General features: G+C 59.3%; 20 protein-coding genes and 1 riboswitch. Of the genes, 4 read left to right on the forward strand and 16 right to left on the reverse strand.

The annotated features are described in order from the left end of the window. Positions 1-291: 291 nt before the first annotated feature. The 9 genes from J2T60_RS06080 to J2T60_RS06120 all read right to left on the reverse strand — a co-directional run bounded on the left by J2T60_RS06080 (position 292) and on the right by J2T60_RS06120 (position 8,898). Entirely contained in the window at positions 292-738 is a 447-nt protein-coding gene (locus J2T60_RS06080) for a Csu type fimbrial protein (protein ID WP_253446813.1), read from the reverse strand. Further along, a complete protein-coding gene (locus J2T60_RS06085) occupies positions 735-3,437 on the reverse strand; it encodes a fimbria/pilus outer membrane usher protein (protein ID WP_253446816.1) in 2,703 nt (900 codons plus the stop codon). The genes J2T60_RS06080 and J2T60_RS06085 overlap by 4 nt, the downstream gene beginning before the upstream one ends. Further along, positions 3,415-4,158 carry a fimbrial biogenesis chaperone gene (locus J2T60_RS06090; RefSeq protein WP_253446818.1) on the reverse strand — a complete coding sequence of 248 codons (744 nt, stop codon included), beginning with the start codon at positions 4,156-4,158 and terminating at the stop codon, positions 3,415-3,417. The genes J2T60_RS06085 and J2T60_RS06090 overlap by 23 nt, the downstream gene beginning before the upstream one ends. Before the next feature lie 18 nt (positions 4,159-4,176). Beyond that, on the reverse strand, positions 4,177-4,656 hold the full coding sequence (locus J2T60_RS06095; protein ID WP_253446821.1) for a Csu type fimbrial protein: 480 nt from the start codon (positions 4,654-4,656) through the stop codon (positions 4,177-4,179). Positions 4,657-4,826: 170 nt separating this feature from the next. After that, a riboswitch (cyclic di-GMP riboswitch) is annotated at positions 4,827-4,913 on the reverse strand. A 296-nt stretch (positions 4,914-5,209) separates the two neighbouring features. Beyond that, the gene (locus tag J2T60_RS06100; protein WP_253446824.1) at positions 5,210-6,565 is read right to left on the reverse strand and encodes an exo-alpha-sialidase; all 1,356 of its coding nucleotides are present in this window, start codon (positions 6,563-6,565) and stop codon (positions 5,210-5,212) included. A gap of 121 nt (positions 6,566-6,686) precedes the next feature. After that, positions 6,687-7,010 (reverse strand): hypothetical protein, encoded by a 324-nt coding sequence (locus J2T60_RS06105; RefSeq protein ID WP_253446827.1) that lies wholly within the window; start codon positions 7,008-7,010, stop codon positions 6,687-6,689. A 123-nt stretch (positions 7,011-7,133) separates the two neighbouring features. Then, the gene (locus J2T60_RS06110; RefSeq protein ID WP_253446830.1) at positions 7,134-7,748 is read right to left on the reverse strand and encodes a DUF1611 domain-containing protein; all 615 of its coding nucleotides are present in this window, start codon (positions 7,746-7,748) and stop codon (positions 7,134-7,136) included. 149 nt (positions 7,749-7,897) lie between these two features. Then, the gene (locus J2T60_RS06115) at positions 7,898-8,359 is read right to left on the reverse strand and encodes a hypothetical protein (protein WP_253446833.1); all 462 of its coding nucleotides are present in this window, start codon (positions 8,357-8,359) and stop codon (positions 7,898-7,900) included. Positions 8,360-8,385: 26 nt separating this feature from the next. Continuing rightward, positions 8,386-8,898, reverse strand: a complete 513-nt coding sequence (locus J2T60_RS06120; RefSeq protein WP_253446836.1) for a hypothetical protein — start codon at positions 8,896-8,898, stop codon at positions 8,386-8,388. 427 nt (positions 8,899-9,325) lie between these two features. On the opposite strand from J2T60_RS06120, the gene J2T60_RS06125 reads away from it, so the two are divergent. After that, the gene (locus J2T60_RS06125) at positions 9,326-10,906 is read left to right on the forward strand and encodes an ATP-binding cassette domain-containing protein (protein WP_253446839.1); all 1,581 of its coding nucleotides are present in this window, start codon (positions 9,326-9,328) and stop codon (positions 10,904-10,906) included. On the opposite strand, the gene J2T60_RS06130 is transcribed toward J2T60_RS06125, so the two are convergent. From J2T60_RS06130 to J2T60_RS06150, 5 genes are all read right to left on the reverse strand, one after another. After that, positions 10,883-11,080: a hypothetical protein gene (locus J2T60_RS06130; RefSeq protein ID WP_253446842.1), complete on the reverse strand. Its 198-nt coding sequence runs from the start codon at positions 11,078-11,080 to the stop codon at positions 10,883-10,885. The genes J2T60_RS06125 and J2T60_RS06130 overlap by 24 nt on opposite strands. 122 nt (positions 11,081-11,202) lie before the next feature. After that, positions 11,203-11,682 carry a methylated-DNA--[protein]-cysteine S-methyltransferase gene (locus J2T60_RS06135; RefSeq protein WP_253446845.1) on the reverse strand — a complete coding sequence of 160 codons (480 nt, stop codon included), beginning with the start codon at positions 11,680-11,682 and terminating at the stop codon, positions 11,203-11,205. Further along, complete coding sequence (locus tag J2T60_RS06140; protein WP_253446848.1) at positions 11,683-13,137, reverse strand: DNA-3-methyladenine glycosylase 2; 1,455 nt, start codon at positions 13,135-13,137, stop codon at positions 11,683-11,685. Positions 13,138-13,258: 121 nt separating this feature from the next. Then, positions 13,259-13,651, reverse strand: coding sequence for an ACT domain-containing protein (locus tag J2T60_RS06145; RefSeq protein ID WP_253446851.1), 393 nt, complete (start codon positions 13,649-13,651; stop codon positions 13,259-13,261). Beyond that, the gene (locus J2T60_RS06150; protein WP_253446854.1) at positions 13,648-14,151 is read right to left on the reverse strand and encodes an OsmC family protein; all 504 of its coding nucleotides are present in this window, start codon (positions 14,149-14,151) and stop codon (positions 13,648-13,650) included. The genes J2T60_RS06145 and J2T60_RS06150 overlap by 4 nt, the downstream gene beginning before the upstream one ends. A gap of 75 nt (positions 14,152-14,226) precedes the next feature. On the opposite strand from J2T60_RS06150, the gene J2T60_RS06155 reads away from it, so the two are divergent. Together J2T60_RS06155 and J2T60_RS06160 are read left to right on the forward strand one after the other, a co-directional pair. Continuing rightward, the gene (locus J2T60_RS06155) at positions 14,227-14,907 is read left to right on the forward strand and encodes an ArsR/SmtB family transcription factor (RefSeq protein ID WP_253446857.1); all 681 of its coding nucleotides are present in this window, start codon (positions 14,227-14,229) and stop codon (positions 14,905-14,907) included. A gap of 340 nt (positions 14,908-15,247) precedes the next feature. Further along, positions 15,248-17,704 carry a hypothetical protein gene (locus J2T60_RS06160; protein WP_253446860.1) on the forward strand — a complete coding sequence of 819 codons (2,457 nt, stop codon included), beginning with the start codon at positions 15,248-15,250 and terminating at the stop codon, positions 17,702-17,704. 180 nt (positions 17,705-17,884) lie between these two features. On the opposite strand, the gene J2T60_RS06165 is transcribed toward J2T60_RS06160, so the two are convergent. Further along, the gene (locus tag J2T60_RS06165; protein WP_253446862.1) at positions 17,885-19,144 is read right to left on the reverse strand and encodes an FAD-dependent oxidoreductase; all 1,260 of its coding nucleotides are present in this window, start codon (positions 19,142-19,144) and stop codon (positions 17,885-17,887) included. Positions 19,145-19,167: 23 nt separating this feature from the next. Continuing rightward, positions 19,168-20,256: a DUF5694 domain-containing protein gene (locus J2T60_RS06170; protein ID WP_253446865.1), complete on the reverse strand. Its 1,089-nt coding sequence runs from the start codon at positions 20,254-20,256 to the stop codon at positions 19,168-19,170. A 190-nt stretch (positions 20,257-20,446) separates the two neighbouring features. Between J2T60_RS06170 and J2T60_RS06175 the strand changes: the two genes are divergently transcribed. Further along, positions 20,447-22,186 carry an amidohydrolase gene (locus tag J2T60_RS06175; protein ID WP_253446867.1) on the forward strand — a complete coding sequence of 580 codons (1,740 nt, stop codon included), beginning with the start codon at positions 20,447-20,449 and terminating at the stop codon, positions 22,184-22,186. The last annotated feature ends 15 nt before the right edge of the window (positions 22,187-22,201 follow it).

The raw sequence follows: 22,201 nt of genomic DNA on the forward strand, positions 1-22,201 counted from the left end.
CGGCAAGACTCAGTAAAATCGCCACCGAGTGCACGGGAAAATGGAGGGGCATCGGGCTTTCCGTCATCAAGCGATTCCGCGAACAGCTCCCGGGGTGAGATCTATGCGATGGAAATGGAAACCGCTTCGGAGATGGCATTTGATAGCACCGGAGAGGTAGAACCACCAGAACTGATCCAGCGACTTCAAACCGTGTTGGTAGACGAAGGAAATAGCCGGGCAAGACCGAAGCCACTTTCAGAGGGGAATCGAGCGGTCAAGGTCGCTGTTGAACAGGATCAAAGCACAAGTTCAGTATTCCACCCGCACCACGATACTGTCCTGATAACTCCCGGGTCGGACATTCTGCCCGCTGAATATACGGCCGTACACGGAATGGGCTTCGTATTGCTGGTTACCGCTTTCCACCGCCGTATCGCCAGAGCCATCACCCCATACGGTTATCCGATTCACATCCACAAAGAGATTGTAATAAAGCTGATCCTCCGGGCCGCTCAGATAGCGATCCTGGTAGGTGCCGTTTCCGGGCTCAAGGACCAGGGTGTATGCCGTGGCCTCTTCGCATTCGACGACAATCTCGCCGACACTATCTTCGGGCGAAGCGGAGAAGGGGCTGTAATTATCGAAGATCAAGCCTGAGGCGCTTAAGGTGCAGGCCGCCTGAGACGCATGAACCGGGAGGACTAACAGCCCCGCCAAGGCAAAAAATGCCCAACGATTTCGGTTTTGGGTCTTCATTGAGATAACCTGCAGACGAGTGGCCCCACTTCCGGAATCGGATCATCGGTTTCAGGATATTCCAGCTGCACGGCACAACGTTCATTCGCCCATTGTGCCTCGAGACGCGCGGATTCCGGCAGATGGGTGATATAGACCATACCCTCTCGTGCAACCGGATGCTGCTTGTCATGGCCGCTAACCCGAACCCTGGCACCAGCGGGCACCGGCTCACCGTCGGGTAATTGCAGTGCCACCAACGCGGTTCGGTCGGAGCTCAAGGCAAAGGGTACCACCACACCACTGCGCCGACGCGGGACAACATTGCTCCTCACACTGTCTTCGATTCTAAGGGACATGGGGAGTTCGCTCTCGTCCAGGCGAATACGGTTGTTCTCATACGCCCGAAGACCGGGCACCAGGGCCCAGCCACTGGAACCGGTATGGGCCACGGGGAGGTTGTCACGATAGACCGGAATGCCCTCCCCCTCCGGGACTTCCACTGCCGCAAAACTGCCAAAGATCCAGTCCGATAGGAATGGCCGTCCACCAAGGAAAGCAATGCCACCACGTGCCTGGCCCCGATAGGTTTCGGTATCGCCATAGCGGGAAGCATCCAGCCGATAACTGCCGACCCCGGTGCGCAGGTGGGTATGCAGTTCCTCCCCTTCCAGATCACCACGATAACTCAGGGCTCTAACACCCAGGCCCCCGTCGATGGGTGCATTACGGCGAATCATGGTGCGGTGACGCTCACGCTCACCACGCTGTTGCGTTGAATGCGAAAACCCGCTTCTGGCGCCGAAAGGCACAGTGAGGCTAGCCCTGAGTGTGGACTCGGCATCCTCCTCGAGGGGATGCATGGCGCTGAACTGAAAGGAGGCATGACGACCAAAACGCAATGAATACCGCCCCGAGGCCAGGCGCTGCGCCTCACCGTCCCGCTGGCGTTCTACATAACTGAAGTTGATCGACCCGGCCCGGCCCAGATTAAAGCCGATAAAGGCATTGCTGACACGCCATTGCTCTGCGTCAATATTGGCTTCACCCAGCTGTGTGAAGTAGTCCCGGGTCTCTCTCACGCGCGCGCCGAAACTGACATGACGCCCGATACGCTGCAGGCCGATCTGACCAAGAAGACCCTCCCGGTCCAGGGCATCGCGGCTCCCGGCCATTGCCAAATCCAGCACCCCGCCCCCTGGCAGCGCGATGTTCGCACCCAGGCCGATGGTATGCCAGTCATCCGCCGCCTCCACACGCAGTTCGCCCGTCGCCCAGTCAGTGAAGCCATAGCGGTGATTGGCAAAACCGAACGGTGCGCCGTACTCGAGACTTTCTGTCCCGTAATCCTCGCGGACCTGGCCCATGGAATACTGGTATTCGTGCAACCCCTGCCTGAGAAGCTGGCGGCTGGCGTACAGAGACTGAGTAATCACATGTTCCCGCCCTAGCACATCGCGGGTCACCAGGCGCACCTCACCGCTCCCCCGGACAACGGGAATATCATCGACCACAAAGGGCCCGGCGGGAATCTCCTCCCGATGACGCAGCATCTCGTTGACATATACATCCACAGTGGCCGGTGCGGGCGATTCCGCCGTGATAGAAGGCAGAGGGAAAGTGGTGAACTCCGGCCGGGTGGAAAAATCCGTACCCCAGCTAACCCCACCGAAGCGGACCGGATTACCCCAGCTGCCGGGATCGCCGAGACTGTCGCCAAGAATGGTCGTGGTCATGCGATCCGGATTATCAATCTGCAAGGCACTTTCAAGACGGATCCATTCCCGCTCGTCACCCCGGCTGCGTGCAAGCCCGGAGGTGGTGAATACCCCGCGCCCGCCAAAGATGCCGAGTTCGTAGAATCCGCCTTCCCCGACGGATTCCGTCTGCTGTTCGCCGTTCTGGTAACGACGTTCGGCGAACAGCTCGTAATTAAAGAAGGCACCGGGAGACGACTGCGCTTCCCGCTGTGGGCGTTCCCTCGGACGCAGGTGGGTTCGGGAAAAGGCGGACGCCGGCGCCTCAATGGAAAGGGCCATCTGCCGTTGGTCCAGGTCATAACTGAGTCCCTCTATGGCATCCAGAGGGTGGTATATCGACCCATCCCGGGTTCGCCCGGGCAGACCCTCCACCCGAAGTCGAAGAGACTCCACGACATGGCTTGCCAAGTAGACAATACCGTCCGGACCCAGCACAGCCCGGACGACTCTGTCATGGGCCTGCTCGTTCACCTCAACGGTCAGTAGCAGGTCTTCAAACTCCTCAGGCACGTCGGGGAGACATTGCCCGGGAAACGGATCCCGTGTGTACCCTTCGTCCTCCGGACGTGTCTGGATGGTTGCGCGGCCAGCATCTGGAAGGAAATTGAACGTGCCACTGTCTACCCAACTGGCAGGAACAAATACTTCTCCCCGATAACGGAAGACGGTAGTGCCAGGCGCTGAAAGACCCAACTCGACAAGGTCCATCTCGCGAATCAGGAAGCGGCCGCTGATATGCTCCAGGACAAGCAGATAGAAGCCCTGGTCGATGCCATCCAGCGAGCCACGCAGCCAGAGCTCTTCCACATCGGACTCACACACCGGCTCAACGGGAACCGATCCAACAGACGGCGATACCTCATCAGCCACCGCCTGCCCGAAAAACGCTGTCAGGCTGAATCCAAACAGGAGTATTCCGGCTGCGCGAACCGTTGCATCATTCCAGGTCCAGCGAGACATTGATGTCGTCGCTACCCGCACGTCCCCGGACTTCGAGCACCGCGTGGCGCGCCTGTTGCCGATCAACCGGCATGCGCCACTCACGGGCGGCGCCCGGCAGCACATAATTCAATTGACGACCCGGCTGGGCAAGAATCCGGTCGTCATCCTGGTGGACAAGGGCCATGCGAGTGAGTCGTGCATGTGCATACCCCTGATTCTCCACAGCAATAACAGCTTCTCCGGCTGAACGGTCGTAGTGGACAGTCCAGGACAGATCCGCGCTGCCCGGCTCCAGCGGCCCGATGAATACAGGCACACTGATCTGAAGCGCCAGACGCAGGCCCATCTCGGGTCCTGTTCGCGCATCCGGTAAGACTTCCTGGAACTCGACCCGGTAGCTCGCCTCCTGCGCACCGGGCAACGAACGCCTCAAACCGGTTCGAACCACCTGGGATTCGCCAGGCCCAAGCGCAAAGATGGGGGGCGCAAGCAGCAGATCCTGGCTTTCCGTTAATCGATCCTGACCATCATCCTGGTCCCAACGATAAACACGGGCATGGATAGTGGTTTCACGATCTCCGGAATTGGACAGCGTAAAGGTACCAATTTCGCGGTCTTCGCCGAGTGTGATGATGGTCGGAGAAATACTGACGCTCTGGGCACCGGCAATACCCGCGAACAAAAACAATAGCAGCCCGACTCCCATGAGCCGGGCTGCTTTATCGTGTAGACGAAACATCGCGGTCAACTCATCCAATCAGTAGTAGATCGTGACGTTGATGGTGTCGTCGTAGCTGCCGGCCGGCAGGTCATCCTGGCCCCCGGCAACCTGGCCATACACCGTGTGGGACTCGGCAGAGCCGGTGCCTGTATCGGCTACCGTATCGTCGCCCTCGGTATCACCCCAGACATCTCCATGCCCGGCATCCTGATAAAGGTTGTAATTGAGCTCGTTATCCGAACCATCCGTCATGTGACGCGCACTCACCTCACCGGAGTTACCAGGGTCGAGACCAATTTCATAGCCCGTGTCACTGGTACAGGTCACATCAATGGTCGTTGTCTCTTCAACCGGGTCGGCCGAAAGCACGTTGATGGTGCCAAAATCGAGGTCATTGGCGGTCACCACGCAAGATGAATCCACCTCGGCACTGACGGTCAAGGTGTCGGTGTCAGCCAGAGCAACATTGGAAACAGTTGCCAGTGCGGCGGAAATTGCAAGCAGGCGATATTTCATAGCGTTCCTCCTGGAACCTTGTCTGTCGACGGGAAAGGACCGTCGCAATTGACAATCATGCCGGCAGGGAACCTGGAAGGCGTAAACTGAAGTGACACAGCAACAGGGGAATGAAACACCCCCGGCAACACGTCGTTTCAAAGAAATGAAGACGTGGTGGCTGATGATGTGCCGGCAGTTCCGCTGTCCTAGAGCCCAAGCTCCGTAGACCGGTGACTTTGCGTCCCCGCCTTTCGACGGGTTTGCCATTAGCGGCAATTTGACGGTGGCAGGTGACAGATCCCTAGTCAATCATAAACCGGCATAGCAGCTTCCTTCTGTCCCCGCATTCAATACCGCCTGTCACAACTGCACTTGTACATGTTCAAACAAGAACCGATCGCCTTTCTACGAGACAATGCCTTAATCAATACCAGGCACAGCGCCCTCTCGCTACGCCAACGGTCGGCCGGCAAATTCCTACACCGGCCAACCTATACGGCCTTCCGGGAAATGAGAGAACAGAGAATTAAAGACGGTGAGCGGGTCGGGAACAGATCACGAGTGGGTTGTACTACTCCGAGTCCGACAATTCGCCCCGGATCAAGCGGATACGGCTTTCTTCGTCTTCACGAAAGGTACTGTTGACCACCACCGGGAGGCCGTCGGCGGTGACAGCGAGCTTTTGCATGAAAAGCCCCTGCAGGCTGCCGTTGATGCCGTCGCTGGGATCCCCCGTGCCTTCCACCAGGGCCGGAGGACTGAATTCACCGTCCGCCGGCGCCCGGGTGTAGGCAAGCCCCCGGGAACGGGGCCAACCCTCCGGATACAGCTCCCAGACCAGATGTAATCGGTCAGCCCCGTCGATACGCAGGGCCGGGAAATGGGCCTGAGCGTCATTATCCCGGGGTGGTGGCTCCGAAATGGTGCTCACAGATCCAAATGACTGGGATGGCGAGTCCGCCCGCGTGTGGCGAATGGCATACGCCCCACCGGGACCCTCAGCCGCCTCGGCGTAAGCCAGATGGAGCACGCCCTCCCCGTCGAAAACAATGGATGGGGCATCGGCGTGCCCGGGTCCGGATACTGCCTTCTCCGGTTCCGAAAAATCGTCGCTGCCATCCTCCGAATAGCTTATATGGATGTCCGCCTCACGGGTCTCCCCCACGGACCAAGCCAGCGCGACCTCGCTATCACCATCGACCGCCAGGGACGGCCCGCGGGCCGGGCGGTCATCGTCGCCAGCAATGTGTCGAGGCGCCTCAAACTCAAAATCATCCGGAACCGCGCGGGCGTACTTGAGCCGCCCCTCGTATTCCGTCCACGCCGCGTGCAAATTACCCGAGGCATCGCGGACCAGGTCAAGACTGCCGTTCTGCCAGGTATCTCGATCCAGGCGCCCCTTACCGGCACCTGCCTCGATCTGGGAGAGGTTCTGCGGCTCGCTGAACTCAGCGCCCCCGTTCTGGGAACGAGCATAAAAGATTTCGCCCCCGTGGCTACCACCCGAGAAGACGATCTCCTGCCACAGCACATGGACTGCCGGACTCTCGCCCTCGCCCAATACCACACGCGGCAGCCAGGAAAAGGTATCCGAGCTGCGCGAGATATTGGTCGGCGAATCAAGCAGTGCCTCACCTTGCTCATCAAAAAGCTGAAGGTAGAGATCCTGGCGGGACTGCCTCGCCCAGACCACGGCGGTGATGCCGTCGTCGTTGACGGCGACCGCAGGATCATCCACATACCGGAAATCCGAACGATTCATCCGCCAGGACCCCTGATGGGCATCGCCACTGTCGACTTCTATCGGCGCATGCCATTCCACGGCCGACGGGCTTTCCGCATGCACCGAAAAGGCGGCGAGCATGACGGCAACCATAGCGGCAATCGCCACGAGAATACGCCCTGCCAAGCAACGCAGTTTCAACATGAGTCGGCTCCGATTACTGACGCAGTCCGGCGGATATCGGCTGGCCTTACTACAGCTCAAGGATAGTTCCTGTAAGCAATGCCGACAATCCGGCAATGCCGCATCCCCAAGTGCCGATTACTTAGCTGTAAGGGAGTTCTTTCCAGTCATGGGTGGCCATTGTCGTTCGAACAGGAAACGGAGAAAAGCGTGGCGGGTGTGAGGGAAGCAAGGAAGGCGGGTGGGTCTCAGTGGCAAAGTCAGTGGTCACGAAGGGGGATGTCATCACCCGCAGCAGGGCGGAGTAGCCTAAACCGAATCGAAGCTCGGTGCCGGGTGCCAGGCGGCATTCGGTTTCAAGCACCAAGTGATCGCTGCTGGCGGCGAGTACCCTGACACCCGTCGGAGGAACGAGACCGTCCGGATCGACATCTTGCCGCCCGATGGCAGCAATGGTCTGAATCACCGTGCCCCGCTCTCCCAGCTGCATCGCCACCCCGAAGGCGGTCTCGCCGGTTGCCCCCGGAAATCAGGGGCAGATCCAGACCCAGCTTGACCTCGATCTGGCACGCGAGTGCCGACAGTTCACTCATATTCTCGGCATTGGGTGCCACGCCAGCCCGGCAAGCCAGGTTGGTTCCGAGGCCGACAAGCCGCACATGCGGCATGAGCGATATGCGCCGGGCGATGGCATCCGCACCTTGGGGTAGTCACTGAGCATCCGGCGGGCCGGCGCATTCTGCATGATCACGGCCTGAGGGCGGCTGGCGCGTAGCACCACCGTCGAGCTCAGATAGGCTGGGTGGCTCAATGCACCCTGCCCCTCAATCACGATGACCTCTGGATGCTCGCCTTCATAAGCGGCGACCACCGCCCCTTCCTGTTCGCCGACGCCCAATTGAGCAGGGATGGCATCCAGCGCCACCCCATAGGCGGCACCCTGCATCAAGCCCGTCTGGCTCGTGCCCACCATCACGGTGTGAATACCAGCCTTGTTCAGTGCCTGGATGAGCAGCGTACAGGTGGTCCGTTTGCCGATGGCACCGTCCGTACCCAGCACCGCAATACGCACGCAATCAACACTATCGATTGCGCCATCAAACATGCGCAGATGCTTGGTGGGGCGTGGCCGGCGAATATCGTGCAGGGTCGCGATGCCGTTGAGAGATGCGTTGAGCGCAGGCTTTGGAAAGCCCGATCCCATTTTCCGATCGGTTTCTGTCCGTAATCGTCTCTACATTGAGCTTTTTTAAAGATTCCGTTAGGCCGCCATGGACGTTGTCCTGCTCATATAGGTAGGCAGGTAACTCTGGGAGTAGGTGTCCTTATATTAACCCCTCTTTTGCTCACTCCCTAGTTCAGTTCTCTTTGATTGGGCACGAACGCCTGAAAGGCAGAATAAGCGTCAATCCACACGGCACCCAAAGCGTCCGACTGGCCATCATCCAAACGGATCAGGGTTCCCTGGGTAAGCTGTGTATTGCTGATGTAAATAATTTCACCACCTTGCACACTCCGATCGTTTTCGAGCTTGACCCAAAGGAAGGTCGGGCGTAGCTGGTGATTCGCGTGGACATGAATGCGGTCCCCGGAGGGGTATTCGGAGCTCCCGGAGAAGGTATCGCTTCCGGGCAGGTAGATTCCGCTGCGACTGGGTGACGCCGGGAACCAGCCACCCTCTTTCAGGACTTGAATTCTAAATTTGGTGCCTTTCCACGGCCCGATCGAGAGGGAATTATTGACGGCTCCCTGCTCCCCCAAACTCGGCAGAGGGAGAGCTAACAGGAGCAAAAACAAAGGGAACAGGGGTCTCATCAAGGCATCCCGGAGTGTCGGAGATATTATCCCGAAGCGTCGGATATTTTCTCGAGAGTCTCTGCCGGATTGCTATTTCTTTCAAAAAGAAACAGGATTTCGAAAACGCCTCGATCAAGACCCTCCGGATCTAGCTCAGAATCGATAGCTCCGTCCTGCCTGAGGTGGGCTGGCTCCCCCTCGGCGGAACTGACCGTGCCGGCTCCGAGGAGAATGTCACGGTCACTGGTGCTTCGATGCAATTCCCAGTCTACGGTGAACAAGGTTACACCATCTTCATCCCGCTCGATGCCCACCAAAGTGGTGTGGAGGCGCAACTGCCCCGAGGGATTGATGGGATCTCGAATGGACATCCGCGCCTCTTCATCTGACGCAAGCCCAACGGACAGCGGCATCGCACCTACACCGTCGACTGTAACCTCTGCCCCAATTGCGAAATCCATTGTTCCGGCTTTCTCTTCAGCCATTGAAGGCAGCGCGAAAAGAAAAAGCATTGCCACTGGCGTAATCCAGGTGATAGTCGTTCTGCTATTCATCATGTGATTCTCCTTATCCTCAAACTTCCTTTTAACCCCTATACCAAACACGAGCCTTTCATTGTGAAATACTCCAAACTCAAATGAGTTGAGTTAAATTGCTCACATATACTCTTCCAACATACTTATAGTTAACAGTATCGTTGACGTCAAGGATGTCCGGCCTACATTCGACACTGATCGCTGAACGACCATGGAAACCCTGAGAAACCGCGTCACCATCAACCACCGACATCAAATAGCCCTGATTCGGTTGACTCGGCCGGATTCGCCGTCAGCGCGTTACCAGGAGTCCGGCTGACTTGCCGTCGTTCGTGCCTTCGGCTAGACTTTGCATCTGCTTATCCCTGCTTTCCAATACAGGAGTCATGCCAATGAAGTCAGCACTCTGAACCCCATTCCTTCTTGTGGTGTTACAGAGGTGTTGTCCATGGCTATGGCCTGTATTTCCGCAACGGATCTAACCGTTGCATTTGATCCAAATCCCCCCGTTTTCCAGGCACTGGATGTGCATCTGGCAGCAGCGCCCGTGGCGCTGATTGGTCCCAATGGCGCTGGCAAAACCGTACTGGCCGAGTGTCTGGCCGGGACGCGCAGCCCGACTGCTGGTCTGGTACAGCATCAGGTGCCGGTAGCCTTTCTGCCGCAGCAGGCTGCCGAGCAGCGTGACCCGCGCACCGTGGCTGCCTTTCTGGGTGTCGAGACAGCACTGGCGGCACTGGCACGACTGCTAGCCGGCGAAGGGCGTGTAGATGACCTATCCATTCTGAATGACCGCTGGACCCTGAAAGACGAGCTGCAGACCCAGCTGGCACAGTTCCAGTTGCCCACCGACATACTGTCCGAACCGGTCAGCTCACTGAGCGGCGGCCAGCGCACCCGTCTGCACTTGATGAAACTGTCCCGCCTGCCCGATACCTACCTGATACTGGATGAGCCCACCAATCACCTGGACCAGTCCGGTCGTCAGTGGCTGGCCGACTGGGTCAAGCAGCGCGATGCCGGCACCCTGGTCATCACGCACGATCAGGGCCTGCTGGCCAGCTTCTCGCAGCTATTGGAACTCCGGGAAGGCCGCCTGCAACGCCATGGTCAGGGATTTGCTGAATATCAGCGGACTCGCGCCCAGTTGATCGAAAAAGCGCGGCACGACAAACAGCATGCGCGCCAGACCCTGAGAAAGGAGCGCCAGCAGCAACAACTCGAGCGTGAACGCCACGAACAGCGGGCCGCCAAGGGGAAGGCCAAGGCACGCAAGGGCGACATGCCGAAGATCCTGCTCGACGCACGCAAGGATCGCAGCGAGGCAACGGGCGGGCGCATCGCGCAAAAACATCAGGCCGTACTGGATTCGGAACAACAACGTCTCGAGGCCGCTGAATCCGTACTGGAGCGAAAAACCCCCTTGGCCTTCCCGCTCACGGAACCGCCCCCCATAACCGGCTGGCTGCTGGCCCTAAGGAGTGTCCGTTTGCCGTGGATCGAGAATACGAAACCTTTGAACTGGCAAGTGATGAGCGGCGAGCGCTGGTGGCTGCGGGGAGCCAATGGCAGCGGCAAATCGACACTGCTGAGCGTCATCAGTGGTGACATCGAACCCGTCAGTGGAGACATTCAACAGCGTGGCACCTTACTGAGGCTGGACCAGCACCTGACGCTGCTGACCTCAGATCAGAGCGCGCTGGCGAACTTCCGGCGACTCAATCCGGGCTGGTCGGATGCCGCCTATCGGGACCGGCTGGCCCAGTTAAAACTGCGTGGTGATCTGGCTCTGCAGCCAGTGGCACAACTGAGTGGCGGCGAGCAGTTGAAGGTGGCACTGGCCTGCAGCCTGATGGGCCCCGAGGCGGCGCAACTCATTCTGCTCGACGAGCCCGACAACCATCTGGACCTGGAAAGCCAGACACTGTTGGCAGAAGTACTGAGCCAGTACCGGGGTACCCTGATCGTGGTCACTCACAGTGAGCCCATGGCACAGGCCATGTCGCTAGACCAGGTGCAGACGCTGTGAAGGGTGGAGCGAAAGGTAGCAGGCCCGGGGCGAGGCCACTTCCTCCGCCAAGGCCGTGTAGATTCGTTTCAGAGGTTCGGAGGTGGGACCATCCCGACGGAACTCATCCGCGTCACTGACCAAGCCACAACCAGTAAGGGCGGCCACCATTGCCAGCCCCACATATTGACTCAATGAACGCATCCCCCCCTTTACGCCCAGAATCATGATTGAGCGTTACTAAAATATAAACACCACCCCGGGAGGTCGTCTATATCACCAGTACCATCGAATACCTCTCAACAGAACAGCACTACTTAGGACACCAACACCCGCCGCTCGAGCTCCAGCAAGAAACGTTTGGCTTCCAGTCCACCGCCGAAACCAGTGAGGGCACCGTTGGCGCCGATCACCCGGTGACAAGGAATGATGATGGGAATGGGATTGCGGCCGTTGGCCATACCGACGGCGCGGGAAGCCTTGGGGTTGCCGACCTTGCGGGCCAGCTCACCGTAGCTGACCGTGCTGCCGTAAGGCACCCGCCGTAGCGCCGTCAATACTCTGCCCTGGAAGGGCGTGGTCTGAGGCGCCAGGGGCAGGTCGAATTCCGTCAGATCGCCGGTGAAATAGGCTTCGAGCTGGGCACGCGCCCGGGCAAAGGGTGCCGGATCCGGTGTCCAATCCACCTCCGGTTGGCGTACATGTCGGCCACCGGGAAATCCGATGCAGCGGATGCCCGCGTGATCACCGGCAATCAGTAGCTCGCCGATAGGACTGGGCAGATAAGTGTATTTCATTCAGTTTCCTCCCGAAGTCATGGCGGTATAACGTCGCCACAGGCAGATGGCGGCATAGGCCCGCCATGGTCGCCAGTCTTCCGCGCGACGCCTTAGGCGGGCCGGCGTCATGCGCTCGCCCTCTTCGGCCCCGCGCAGCAGGCCCAGATCCGCCGCCGGAAAGGCATCGGGATCATGACCACTGCGCATGCCGATGTACTGCGCTGTCCAGTCGCCGATGCCGGGCAAGGCCACCAGACGCGACGCCACGTCCGGGCGGCTGAAATCAATGCGACCGTCCGCGACTTCCTGGGCCAGACGGCGGATGGCTTCGGCGCGGGTGCCGACCACGCCCAGGGACTCCAGCCGCGCGTCGGCCAGGCAGGCGGGCACCGGGAACAGGCGATCCGGCTCTTGCGCCGGGGCATCGTCCAGTGCTTCGCCGAACTCGGCAACCAGGCGGCTGGCCAGGGTTCTCGCCGCCGCCACCGAGATCTGCTGCCCCAGAATCGCCCGCACCGCAATCTCGAACGGATCCCAGGCGCCGGGCACGCGGATGCCCGCATGCCTTTTCATCACCGGGCTCAGCAGGGGATCGCGGCCCAGCACCGAGGCCACGGCCAGCAAGTCCGCATCAAGATCGAACATTCGGCGAACGCGGGTGACCAATTCGGGCAACAGGCGAATATCCGGTATGCGGGCATGAAGTTCCAGGGCATGGCCGTCACCACCGGCCGGGGCGACGCTAAACCCGCCGACCTGGCCATCGAGTCGGAAGCTGCGTCGGTAGCAACCGTCGGCCACGGATTCAACGCCGGGAATCGCCCGCCCGGCAAAGAAATCCAGCAGCCCCGCCCAGTCGAAGGGCGGGCGGTAGCCTAGACGCAGGCGGATCGACTCGTGCCCCCCGGCTACGGCACGATGCCGACGCAGGGCGCCGGGGGTGCGCTGCCAAGTCGCCTTCACCACGCTGTTGAAACGACGCAGGCTGCCGAAACCGGAAGCGTAGGCGATCTCCGCAATCGACAGTGTGCTTTCATCAAGCAGGTGCTTGGCGAACAGCAGACGACGGGTGTGCGCCACCCGATGCGGGCTAGCACCGACATGCTGCTCGAACAGGCGCGTCAGGTGACGCGGGGTCACCTGTAACTCGGCGGCCAGATCAGCGACCGTGCCATCATCCAGATAACCGTCGTCGATCCGCTTGAGGGCATGACGCACCAGCGCCGGGCCGGAGGTCGCCATCCTGTTGCCGGGGGCCAGCTCCGGCAGACAGCGCAGACAAGGCCGGAAACCAGCGGCCAGGGCCGCGGCAGCCGTGGAATAGAAACGCACATTCTTTGCAAGCGGCGGCTGCACCGGGCAGGTGGGACGGCAAAACACGCGGGTAGTCACGACGGCGATGAAGAAACGCCCGTCGAAACGAGCATCCCGCGACTGGCGCGCACGTTCACAAATGGCGGCGGAGAGTTTCATGGCAAGACAATAACCTGCCACCGCCGTATTGTCTCGCCGGATTCGGACATCACCCCTTGCCCAGTGAAGAATTCAGAAACAATGCCTCGCAAGTCCAGTCTGGGCGCGTATCCCGGCCTCTTCATCTCCGATCTGCCTTCCATGCGTCCGAAACCAACCGCCCTATTTCCGGCTTGTCTACCACTAGAATCAATTGCTTGTCATGGTCACTGTAAAGCACTTCGATATTTGCCCCGGCATCGGCCATGCGACGGGTGATCAGACCCAGCTGCCCAGGGATCGTCTGGTCGAGTCTCTGGACGAGGACTTCGCGATCAGCAAGAACCCTGACTCCCGCTTCCTCCAAGGCGTGGCGTGCCTTGGCCGCATCTTCCACCAGGAAATGGCCGATTCCGCGACCATCCACCGTCCAGGCGCCGCCGCCTTCCACACTGACGCCGGTACGGCCCAACGCTTCACCCACATCGGCAAGTGCTCCGGGCCGGTCCTCCAACTCCACGGTCAGGTCTCTCATGATCTAGCGCCCCCTTCCAATACAGTCGAGGGCTGGACACGGATACCGGCCTCGTGGGCAATGGGAACACTGCAGGAGTTGGCGATAAAACAACGTTTGTGAGCCGTTTCGTGTAGTCGCAATGCTTTTTTCCGGTCTTCTTCGCGCGTAATCGTGACGACCGGGTGCAACACAACAGCTTCGAAATACCCGCCGCCGGCGGCCAACTTCAATGTTCCATCTGCTTCGTCCTCGTAAGCCGTTACAACGATGCGGTGCTTGGCACACAGTGCGAGGTACGACAACATGTGACAGCCGGAGACCGCGGCCAGGAAATGATCCTCCGGGTCGTGTCTGGACGGATCGCCCCGGAACGCCGTGCCAGCGGAGCTTTCCATGTCTGGCTTGCCCGCTATCTTCACCCGGTAGTTCCGACCGTATTCGTCGTACTTGGCCGTACCATGACCCAGGTTGCCCACCCATGCCAGATGGGCCCGGTATTCGATCTCGTTATTGCTCATTTGCTCTGCTCCTGTGATTGGTCAGAGTCGATTCTGGTAGTTGCTACGCATTTATGCTTCGTCTACGATCGAAATATGTCAGAGCATCCCGACATCGCTACCGTCGCCAGCCTGATGGGCAATCCCACGCGGGCAGACATGCTCATGATGCTCATGGACGGTACTGCCCACACGGCGACCGAGCTCGCTATGGAAGGTGGTGTGGCTCCGTCCACTGCAAGCAATCACCTTGCCCAGCTTGAGTCCGGCGGCCTCGTGACCATAGTCAAGCAGGGACGGCACCGCTATTTCCGTATCACCTCCCCTGAGGTGGCCTCTGCCATGGAAGATCTGTTGATCATTTCCCCGAAGATGAGCCGGCCGCGTTCGGGTCCGAACGACGAACGGCTGCGTCGCGCCCGAATGTGCTACGACCACCTCGCGGGCGAGGCGGGCGTCCGGCTGCTGGAAAATCTCCGGGAGCACAAGCTAATTACCGGAGACGACGGTTCACTTCATCTGACACCGACTGGCGAGGCATGGTGCAAGCGTATTGGAATCGACCTCAATGCCCTGCGGGGTATCCGGCGGCCGCTCTTCCGATGCTGTCTTGATTGGAGTGAACGTCGAATGCACCTGGCCGGGTCGATTGGCGCAGCACTGTGCAGTCGATTGTTGGATATGGGCTACGTGCGCCGAGAACCGGACAGCCGCGCGTTGGCAATTTCCCCGCGTGGTCATCGCTTCCTTGAGACACTTGACTTGGAGGACCAATAACAAGCCCCCTCGCTAACTCGCGTTTTCCCGTGAGGCGGGCCTCCGCCATCAAGGCGGCAGCAGAACAGTTCGGACGGTCATCCCTCAAGGGCATGGGCCTCGACTGGAACAAGCTAAATGTTGCCCTCGCCTCCCAGAAACACGGCAAGAACCGGCCATATTGCTGCCAGAACTCCACGACCCGACCGCGTCAGCTCACCGCACACGCAAAACTGGCCGATTTGGAGCCCGTAGGGAGTGGGTGTCCTTGTATTTTGTCGTGATAAGATCAGGCATCCATGCTAGGAATTGGACCGAATTAACCTCTTAAGGAATATCTTCAAAAGAAGGGGAGACCTCCGTGCGACATCAAACCGCGTCAAACCCGCATTCAGTGGCACTGCTACTTTTTCTCCTGCCGATCGTTGCTTGTAATAATTCGGACTCCAACAACAATAGTCCTGGTGAGACCACCGAACCCGTTACTCTATCTGCTGAATCGAATTTCAGCGAAGTCTTGCTCCGATGGGATGGAGACTCAAGAGAAGACATATTTTTCTCGACAGACAGGCACTGTGACTGGGACAACACCCTGCTCTGCCCTGACGGGGGGATCGTAACCGACGCAGGTCCGGGAGAAACCATACTCACGGCGGATAGTGATCTGGTGCGGGATAGATCATATTTTTTTGTAACGGGTGGCAACGGGACCTATTCACAACCCGTCGGCGCGCGTCCTTTTGCCATCAACACTGACAGAACAATCAACGAGGTCTCCCATTATGACAACACTCTCTACCTACTGGGTGATTTCACGCAAATAAGCCCTGCCACAGGCGGCATGTCAATCGTCTCTCGGGATGATGGTCGACCGAAGGGAGCGATGATCCCTGTTTTGAGAGAAAACGAGAACGGCAACAACTCTCTCGCAAGCATTCTACATGCTGCTCCAATGCTTGATGGCAGCTGGCTTGTCCGGGGTGATGCCACTCACGTTGGTGACCAGGGGGTGAACCAGGTATTCCGGGTGTTCCGCGACGGAACCGCCCAACAACTGGACCCCAATGGCTTTGAAACGAATAGCCATTTTTCCAAGCTTCGCGCACACCCTGACCAGGATCTAATTGTAGCAAGCGGCTCATTCAGGACCGGCCCTGAAATCGGCGCTGAAACACACAGCCTCATACTGATCAACCCTGTATCCGGCGACAAAATTGATCATTTTGATAGTTTACCTGGCCGAGCCAGCACGTTCTCCATACACCAGAACAACTTGGCGGTAGCCGGCTCACTCGAAGACGCACTCCTGGACAATTTCGTCTCTATCTATGACATCTCCACACGTAGCCCCGTCTCGCCAGACTGGACACCGATATTCGATGGAACTATACGATCAGTCGCCCTCAATGACGAACGTCTATATGTTGTCGGGGATTTCCGAAACGTCGATGGTAGGCCTCGCGCGGGCGTTGCTGCCTTTGATGCCAATACACTCGAATTACTAGAGACACCCTTCGACACCTCCGGCCTAAACAACCAAACAGTTACAAATCAGAATTTCACCTTGCTTTGTTGCTCAGACGGCGCCCCAGCCCCGGAGGACCGAGTTCTCGTACTCGACCGGAGCACTGACCAGATTTTCAATTGGAATCCAAGGCTTGCAGAAGATTCAGAAATTCATAGGATCATCAAACAACCTGGCCGAATTTATCTGACCGGCAACCTGCGCCTTGAGGACGACGCGACACCACGGAAAGCTGTCGCATACGACGGAGACTCTCTCGAGTTGATCGAGAGCTGGTCGCCAGTAGCCGGTGCGAACATCTCGACTATCTCAGACGCGGGAGACAGGACCCTCATTGGCGGAACATTCGAGCTGTCCGGAGGAGTTGCCCGCCCCGGGCTCGCAGCCATTGACATGCAATCGGGTCAACCAACGGACTGGAACCCGCCGCTCGCAAGCCTGGGCCGGCCAATCAATATAGAGGCAACTACTGATTCTGTTATTACAGCCTTCGAGGATCGCTTAGATATACCTTCCCCAGCGTGGCCGCCAAGCAGAATCGTCCCACTGGATCCGGATACCGGACAGGAGACCGGAGCATGGTCACTAGAAACGTATAACGGAATCCTAACACTCAAGGCGGAACAAGACACCCTTTATGTGGGCGGTAGGTTCACCTACTTGGGCGAAGAAGAACGGCACGGCCTTGGGTCCATTGACCTGACTACAGGCACAGTTACGCCCTGGGCGCCCAATGTAGCTGGCTACCCAGTCTCAATCGCCGTTGGCCCGGAAACCGTTTATGCAGGGATGGGATGGGGCTATCGATCGGATCGCCTCGTCGAAGCCATTGACCGGCACAATGGGGAAAACCTGAACTGGCGGCCTGGCTTGTCCGGGTTTATCAGCAATGTGCTTATTTACGAAGACTCGCTAATAGTTGACGGCCACGATCCAGAGGACATCTCAAACCTGGGCATAAATAGTCTGTCACGCAGTACTGGCGAGGTTACAGGGTTTACGTCGCTCACCGGCCGTACTCACGCGCTCACCCTTATTGATGACGAGGTCGTTACGCAGGGAATGTACTCTCCAGCCGATCAGGATTCCGGCGCTTCATTGAGATATCTGAACGCAGAGACTCTCGAGGTCACGCCCAATGTCTTACCTACAGTCCACAACTTTCAAGGCGACGTTGATATAGAAGCCTTCGGACGTTTCCTCGTAACGACAGGAACATTTCGGACAGACGGCAATATTCCCCGCCAAGGCCTGCTTATTTTCGACCGCGAATCGGGAGAGCTCGCATTTTAGGAACAGAAAACCGAATACCAGCGGCCGATTGGTCTGGAGCGGATGGGGTGCCCTCACCACCATTATGGTCTGACTAAATACCCCGCCCGCAGGCAAGCCCATGCTCACCAGCCCCAAGAACATCAACACGCCAAGTCCAATTTTCGATTTCATAGCACCCCTCCCACGTTAAGGGGCTCTCTACTCCGTCTGGATCGGGAGTGTCTCTGATTTTTCTCTACCTTTGCCCTGTCCGAGCTCTAAAACATCACGGTCAAACAGCAACCCCGTCTTGATACCCGCCACCGTACGCAGGGCTTGGCGGCGGGTGTACGGCACGCTGTTCGTCAGCGGAAAGCTAATGTCGCGCAGCCACCCGGCCAAGCGGCTATCGGACTGGAACAAGGGCGTCAGTGCTCGGCTGGCTAGCTGATAGAAACGCAGGTGACGGCGGCGGGCCGGGGTATAGGCGGCAAATGCTGCGGGTATGGAGGTCGCATGATCCACGCAACGGGCCAGCACCAGAGCGTCCACCAGTGCCAGATTCGCCCCCTGGCCGAGCTGTGGGCTCATGCCGTGTGCCGCATCGCCGATCACCGCCACCGAACCCTGATGCCAGCGGCGCATGCGCACATCCGCGTAGGTTGCCAGCAGCATCTGGTCCCGGTCGGTAATGGAGGCCATCAGCGGGCCAATCTCGGGCCAGTACTCAAGCACTTGAGACTTCCAGTCAGCCAAAGGGCGATCTTTCCAGGCAGCGTAGTCCGCCGTCTTCAGGCTCCAAAAAAAACTGACACACGGTTTCCCGCTCTGCGGATCGAGCCCGGTAGGCATCACCCCGATCATCACCCCAGCACCAACATAGCGCTGCAACAGCGCCGGCTCGGGTGCTTGCTCAAGAGACGTGCTGATCGTCCACAATGCACCCCAGGGATAAGGCTGACAGCGCTGCGGGATGGCGAGCTGCTCACGCAATTGTGACTGGGTTCCGTTGGCGATCACCACCCCGTCAAAACCAGCAAGCGTTTTTCCATCGGCCAGCTCCAGCACCGGACGCTCGTCAACATGACGAATACCATTCACCTCGGTGTCACAACGAATCTCCACCCCGGCATCCACCGCCGCGCCCAACAGCACTTGCAACAAGTTGGCCCGATGCACCCCCAATGCATACGGCTGTGCAGCCAAGCCTCCGTAACTGACATCCATCACCCGCCGCCCGCTCGATGTCCTGCCATCAAGCCGATCCACACGAGCCGCTGTTTCCTCCATCGCTTCCAGCAACCCCAATTCCCGCAAAACTGCCATGCCGGTCGGCTGCAGCAAAATGCCCGCGCCCACGGCGGTGGGTTCAGGGAACCGCTCAAACAGAGTGACTGCATGGCCTTGGCGTGCAAGGAAAATGGCCGTGGCCAGTCCAGCAGTACCACAGCCGACAATGGCGATGCTTCGCCCCTTCATTGATTTCCCCTTTATCAAAACTCTTACTGAGTATCATCCGAGAGCAGTTCTCGGGCTGGTTTCACCTCAAGCCATGGCTGCGACCGCAAGTCGGCCTCGGTAAACGGCCGATGAGCCGCCCCAACAATAAACAGGACGCGTTCATCAGACCCCTGCGCCAGAGCCCGGTACAACTCAGCAGAGATTTCGGCCGTGCGGGCATGCCAATACATTAGTCGCCGCTGAAAGGCACCTTCGTCGTTGTCGAACCGCCGTAAGGTCTCCCATTGCAGCTCGCGGTCCATCGCTTCGTAGTCTTCGCTGTTAGTGTACCGAAGCAGGCTAACCAGCGCTTCCTCCCCGGCGTCCGGCTGCCAGGCCTCCATCATGATTACCCGGTGCTCCTCCAGCCTTTCTTGCACCTCAGCACTTTCAATCACATCCATGCCACCATGTTCGACGGCTGTCCGCATACCCCGAGTCTCGTCTTCCAGGGCATCCGCCGTACACAGCTCATGTAACCCAGAACGTCTAGCAAGGGGCACCGCCAGCGAATAAGCCTCGTGGTCCGATTCCAGTATTGAGTTCAGCCCATCGACCGTCAACGCCCCCAAGACCTCGCCGGCCGCTTCCCGCTCCGCTTCGTCCAGATAGGACCAGTTCAGAACCGCGGAATGAAATTCGAACCCGGCCACCAGCAAGCCAATCGCCCGGATTCGGTCTGCCAGCTCAAGCGAACCCCACTCTTGGAGTAGGTTCCTGGCCTCGCGGCGCGCTGCCACCGGCCCCCGCTCAAGCTTGCCCCGCATTTCGTAACCGGCCGGCACAATTACTGTTGCCAATGGTCGACCGTGGGTTTCCGGCTGAAATGTCATGCCATGCTGCTTTTGGTCGAGCAACTGCGCCTGAATACGCTCACCACCCATGCGTTCCACGCACACCTGCGTCGGCTCAAACCCGGCCAGGCGATCAACGACCTTGGCCAGCTGCTCGTCTGTCGGCGCCCGATCCAAGCCCGATAGATGGGGTGTCCCCACTACCGTAATGGTCTGACTGAGCACACCGCCCGCAGGCAGGCCCATGCCCAACAGCCCCAAGAACATCAAAACGGCAAGTCCAATTTGCGATCTCATGGCACCCCTCCCACTGTGTCAGCGACAAGATAAAGTACCCAAAACGGTCGGTACCCGATCAATTATGGTTTGTTTAGCGTAGCTGGGTTCGGACCATCCAGAAAGACGAGCATCAGCCCCACGCTTGCTCAGCACGCCACAGGCACTACACTAAACCCCCTCATGCCTGACCAGCCCACGGAGACTCCCCATGAAACACCCACTGCCATTGCCCGCCCTGGCCCTGTCCGTATTGACCCTACCCGTATTGGCATTGGCCCTTGTGGCCTGTGACCCGGGAGATGAACGCGCGCAAACCCCGCAGGCGGACCTGTTGATTCATGGCGCACCGGTCTGGTCGGCGGACATGGAAGGCGAAGCCGATGCCGTGGCGGTGCGGGGTGAGCGCATTCTGGCGGTGGGTCAGTACGAGGAGCTCAAAGCGCATCGGGGCGACGACACCCGGGTGATCGAGGTGGACGGCGGGCGCATCGTGCCCGGCTTTATCGATAACCATACCCATTTCAATCGGGCCGGCGAGCTGTTGCTAGGCATCAACCTGCTGTCGGTGGCCGATGATGAAGGCTTACGGCGCGAACTCAGCGCCGCCCACGAACGCATGCCAGAGGAAAGCTGGATTACTGGCGGCCTGTGGGGGGCCTATGAGGCCTGGGAGCATGGAGACGGCCAGGGCGACGCCGAGGCCCCGGCGGATGCCTACGACCCCGACGGTGAAATCCTCGAAGACATTGCCGGCGACCGCCCGGTGCTGCTCTGGAACTGGGATGAAAGCCTGTGGCTGGCGAGCCGCTCGGCCCTGGCCCATGCTGACTTCGACTGCGAGCAGGACGGCGTGGAATGCCGGGATGGGGAACCCACCGGCCGACTGGACGCAGAGGCGGGCGAGGCCCTGCGCGAGACCGTGCCGGACAAACCCTTTGAGCAACGCATCGCCGAGGCCGAAAAAGCCCTTGAGCGGCTGCGTGAACAGGGCGTGACCACCATCCACGACATCACCACGCCCGAACAGATGCAGGTCTTCCAGCATCTGCACCGGGAGGGCCGGCTCACCACCCGGGTCTACGCCCGCCCCACCCTGGACCGCTGGGAAGCGCTGGCCGAGGTGGGCATCACCCACGGCTTCGGTGACCCCATGCTCCAGATCGGCGGCCTCAAGGGTTTTGTCGACGGCATCATGGGTAATTCCACCGCCCGCTTCTACGAGCCCTACGAGCACATCGATTCCCGCGGCCAGTGGCGGGACATGATGTCTCCCGAGGGCAACATGCTGGAGTTACTCAAAGGGGCTGATGCCGCCGGCCACTGGCCCCAGGTCCATGCTATCGGTGACGAGGCCATCGACCACCTGCTGGATCTCTACGAGGAAATGATCGAGGCCAACGGCCCGGCCGACCGCCGCCTCCGGGTGATCCACACCCAGGTCCTGCGTGATGCCTCGGTCGCCGAGCGCATGGCCGACATGGACCTGATCGCCGAAATGCAGCCCTTCCACGCCATCGACGACATGCGCTGGATGGAAGAACGCATCGCTGACCGCTCCCGCTGGGCCTATGCCTTCCGCACCCTGCACGAGGCCGGCGTCATGCTCAGCTTCGGCAGCGACTGGCCCGGTACGAATGCCTCCTGGTACCCGGCCAACCCCATGCAGGGCATTTACGCCGCCGTGGTCCGCAAGACCCTGGACGGCGAGCCGGAAGGCGGCTGGTTTCCCGAGGAACGGATCGACCTGGAAACAGCACTTGAAGCCTACACCGCCAACAACGCCTATGCCGAAGGCAATGAAGACAAGAAGGGCCGCCTGGAGCCCGGCATGCTCTCCGACATCGTGGTGCTGGACCAGGACCCCTTCGAAGTGGACGACAGGGTGCTCAAGGATATCGATGTAAATCTGACCGTGGTTAACGGTGAGGTGGTCTTTCAGCGGGAATAGGCTGGCCGTTAAAGC

Source organism: Natronospira proteinivora (genome assembly GCF_024170465.1).
In the GTDB taxonomy this organism is placed as follows: domain Bacteria; phylum Pseudomonadota; class Gammaproteobacteria; order Natronospirales; family Natronospiraceae; genus Natronospira; species Natronospira proteinivora.